Origin of the sequence: Geomonas sp. (assembly GCF_035254065.1) — a bacterium.
Classification (GTDB): Bacteria; Desulfobacterota; Desulfuromonadia; order Geobacterales; family Geobacteraceae; genus Geomonas.
On sequence record NZ_DATFBA010000097.1, the window covers coordinates 1 to 3,682 of the forward strand.

Here is a 3,682-nt window from a genome sequence, read left to right on the forward strand (position 1 = left end):
ACAGCGCACAGGCCTCCGACCAAGCCCCCGACTTCCCGCAGAAGCGCCTCTTCAACCGCCCCATCGAGGAGGTAGCCGAGTTGCAGGCGGCAACCATGAGCTTCGAAGACCTGGTAGACGAGGTCTCCGACTCCATCGAACTGGTGGTGGGGGAAACCGGGATGGCCGCGCCGCTCTCCTCAAGCGAGATCGATTTCGAACAGGAAGTGCAGCGCGACTACGCCGCGATCCAGGACAAGAACTACTACGAGATCTTCGGCATGAGCCAGGCCACCTTCACCTTCGCCGGCCTCAAGGACGCCTACTTCGCCAAGACCCGCGAATACTCGCCGGAGAGGTTCATGGAACTCTCCGGAGCCACCCTCGCCCGCGCCCAGGACGTCCTCTCCCACTACGCCAACGCCTACAACACCCTCTCCAACGTGATCGCCAAGGAGCGCTACGACGAGATGCTGAAGGCGAACAGCCTGGGGAGCAGCAAGGAGGAAGACCAGCTGCAGGCGCGCATCCAGTTCCAGTCCGGCAAGGTCTTTTTGGAGATGGGGGATTATGTGAACGCCGAGAAGGCGCTGCAGGAATCCTACACCCTCGACCCGCAGGACGCCGTGATCAGCGCCTTCCTGGCCTGGGCCATCTACCGCAACCCCTCCAACCGCGGCTCCGGCGCCGCTACCGAGAGGTCCCGCAATCTGCTCTCCAAGAGCCTGCAGATGGGGCGCTGCGCAGAGGCGTTCGCCTTCCGGGGCTGGATGCTGCTGGACGAGGGGAGAGACGGCTTGGCCGAGGGAGAGTTCCAGAAGGCGCTCAAGATCAACTCCCGCGAGAGAAACGCCCAGAAGGGGATGCAAGTCATCGCCGAGCGGCGCGAAGCGGAGAAGAAGGGGCTCTTCAAAAGGATCTTCGGGTAGGAGAAACCTTCACCACGAAAGGCACGAAAAACACGAAAGAGGCCCAGCATGTAGCCTTTCTTTCGTGCTCTTTCGTGCCTTTCGTGGTTAATGGGGTAAGTAGGGCAGAGTGGCGGTCGCGCACTCTGCCCTTTTTCGTGGGGTCCCCGCAGGGGCCTACAGGTCCCAGCTGTCGATCTTCATGGTTCCCTTCTGCGCCAGGTTCACCTGCATCTTGAAGACGCGGTCGAGCATCTGCGGCTCGTGGCCCGCCTTCCTGGAGAGGCACTCCCTGGTCGCCCGGTCCAGGTAATCCTGCAGGAGCGGCTTGTAGTCGGGATGTGCGCAGCGGTCGATGATCAGCTGGGCGCGGGGCTTGGGGGCCAGGCCGCGCAGGTCGGCCAGGCCCTGCTCGGTGACCAGCACGTCCAGGTCATGCTCGGTGTGGTCGACGTGCGGCACGTGCGGCACCACGCAGGTGATACCGGTCGGGTCGGTCTTGGACGGACGGGCCGAAGGCGTGTGCATGATGGAGAGGTAGGCGTTCCTCAGGAAGTCGCCCGAGCCGCCGATGCCGTTGATCATCCTGGTGCCCCCCACCAGCGTGGAGTTGGCGTGGGCGTAGATGTCGAACTCGACCGGGGTGTTCATGGCGATGCACCCCAGCCTGCGGATCGGCTCCGGGTGGTTGGCGATGGAGAGCGGACGCATCAGCACCTTGTCGCTGTACTTGTCCCAGTTCTCGTAGAAACGCTTGAAACCGTCCCTGGAGAAGGAGAGGGAGACGGTCGAGGCGAAGTCGAGCTTGCCGGAGTCGAAGAAGTCCAGCATGGTATCCTGCAGCACCTCGGTCCACACCTTGAGACCAGTAAAGGGACCGTTGGCCAGCCCGCCGATCACCGCATTGGCGATGGAGCCGACGCCCGACTGCAGCGGCAAAAGGTTCTTGGGGAGCCTGCCAGCCTTCACCTCCTGACCGAAGAAGTCGATGATATGCTGGGCGATCGCCTCCGAGGTGTCGTCCTGCTCGCTGAAGGAGCGGCCGTTATCGGGGCGGTCCGACTCGATGATGGCGACGATCTTGTCGTTGTCGATCCGGACGTAGGGGGAGCCGGCGCGGTCGTCCACGCGGGTGATCAGGTACGGCTGGCGGCGCGGCGGGGCGATCGGCTCGATGATGTCGTGCAGCCCTTCGAAGTTCGGGATGGAGGTGTTCACCTCGAGGATGATCCGGTCGGCGATCTGCACGATTTCCGGAACGGCACCGCAGGAGGCGGTCAGCACCAGGTCCCCGTTTTCGGTTATCGCCGAGCACTCGATGATGGCGATGTCGAGGCGGCCGCCGTTATCCTTGGTGTAGAAGCCGTAGCCGAGGTCCTGGGCGAACATGGAGAGGTGCTTGTCCCCCATCTGGATGCGCCCCTCGTTGATGCCGGCCTGGATGTTCTTGCCGGTCTGGTACGGCCAGCGGCGGTCGATCATGTCCAGCGAGGCCCAGCGGTCCTCGGTTTCCGCGCCGACCGAAGCGCCGATGAAGAGGTTGAACTTCAGCTTTCCCTGCAGCTCGTTCTTTTCCACATGCTCGGCAAGAGCGATCGGCACCATCTTCGGATAGCCGGCGGGGGTGAAGCCCGACCAGCCGACGTTCATGCCGTTCTTGAACAGCGGGATGACCTCTTCGACCTTCTTGATCCTTGAGTGAAGGCTCGCCTTTCTGATCCTGTTGTGCAACTCGGACATCGTGAATGTATCCTCCTCGTGAGTGATCTGTCCCGATCCATATCGAACGATCGTTCGAAAATGTATACACGATAACAGCACCGGCTGAGGAATGCAACAGGAATGGCTGATGGGGGAGAGGGTGCAGGGAGAGGAGTGGGGTCAAGTCGGCGATTTCGGGGGATTTGCGGAGGGAAGAGAAGAAAGTCGACGCATTAGCAATGGCTTTTCCGCAATGATTTTGCTAATCTCTGCCGGGACAATTTGGAAAGGCGGAGAAGGAATGGAAAAGACAGACAGCAGGACGAAGCTTTTGGAGGTGGGGACCAAGTTGTTCTCGGAGCGGGGATTGAACGGCGTGAGCATCCGGGAACTCTCGCAGGCGGCCTCCACCAGCATCTCCATGATCTCTTATCACTTCGGCAGCAAGGAGGGGCTTTACTCGGAGGTGCTGAAGCAGCAGTTCTCCTCCTTCCAGGAGTTCCACGAACTGCGCGGGCGAATCTCGGACCCGGTGGCGATGGTCGAGGAGTACCTGCGCTGGACATTCCGCAGGCATCGCAACAACCCCTACCTCTTGCGCTTTTACACCAGCGAACTCACCAATCCCACCCCCTTCTTTGGAAGCATCGTGCAGCCGGTGATCGACGAGGTGATCCGGAGCATGGCGGCGGTGATCGAGGAAGGGATACGGCAGCAGCGTTTCCGGGGAGACGTACAGCCTACCAACGCTGCGCTCGCCCTGGCGGGGATGGTAAACTACTTTTTCCTGAGCCTGCACGCCACCGAGAATCTGATCAGCCACGACCCCGAGCAGGACGAGAAGCTTGTCCGTGAGTACCTTGCCATCTTCATCAAGGGCGTCGCCGCGCAGGCCTGAAAAGGGTGCATCAAGGATAGAGAGTTTTCCTCTCGTCCTCTTTTTCCGCTTCTCCCAACTCCCCCTCGCCCTCCGGGAGAGGGCCGGGGTGAGGGAAGCCTCACACCTCGTTGATATTTCCCTCACCCTAACCTCTCCCGTGGGGAGAGGGGCCTGTCGGACCTTACCCGCCGAGCGCCACTCCCACCAGCTTGCC

The 3,682-nt window shown here is 61.5% G+C and carries 2 protein-coding genes and 1 pseudogene; 2 read left to right on the forward strand and 1 reads right to left on the reverse strand.

Translation table 11 applies throughout. From position 1 onward, the window contains the following. A pseudogene (locus VJ604_RS05065) lies at positions 1-908 on the forward strand (response regulator); the annotation flags it as partial. 156 nt (positions 909-1,064) lie between these two features. Here VJ604_RS05065 and scpC read toward each other — a convergent pair. Then, a complete protein-coding gene (gene scpC / locus VJ604_RS05070; RefSeq protein ID WP_324080291.1) occupies positions 1,065-2,627 on the reverse strand; it encodes a succinyl-CoA:acetate CoA-transferase ScpC in 1,563 nt (520 codons plus the stop codon). 262 nt (positions 2,628-2,889) lie between these two features. Between scpC and VJ604_RS05075 the strand changes: the two genes are divergently transcribed. Then, positions 2,890-3,486, forward strand: coding sequence for a TetR/AcrR family transcriptional regulator (locus tag VJ604_RS05075; RefSeq protein WP_324080292.1), 597 nt, complete (start codon positions 2,890-2,892; stop codon positions 3,484-3,486). The last annotated feature ends 196 nt before the right edge of the window (positions 3,487-3,682 follow it).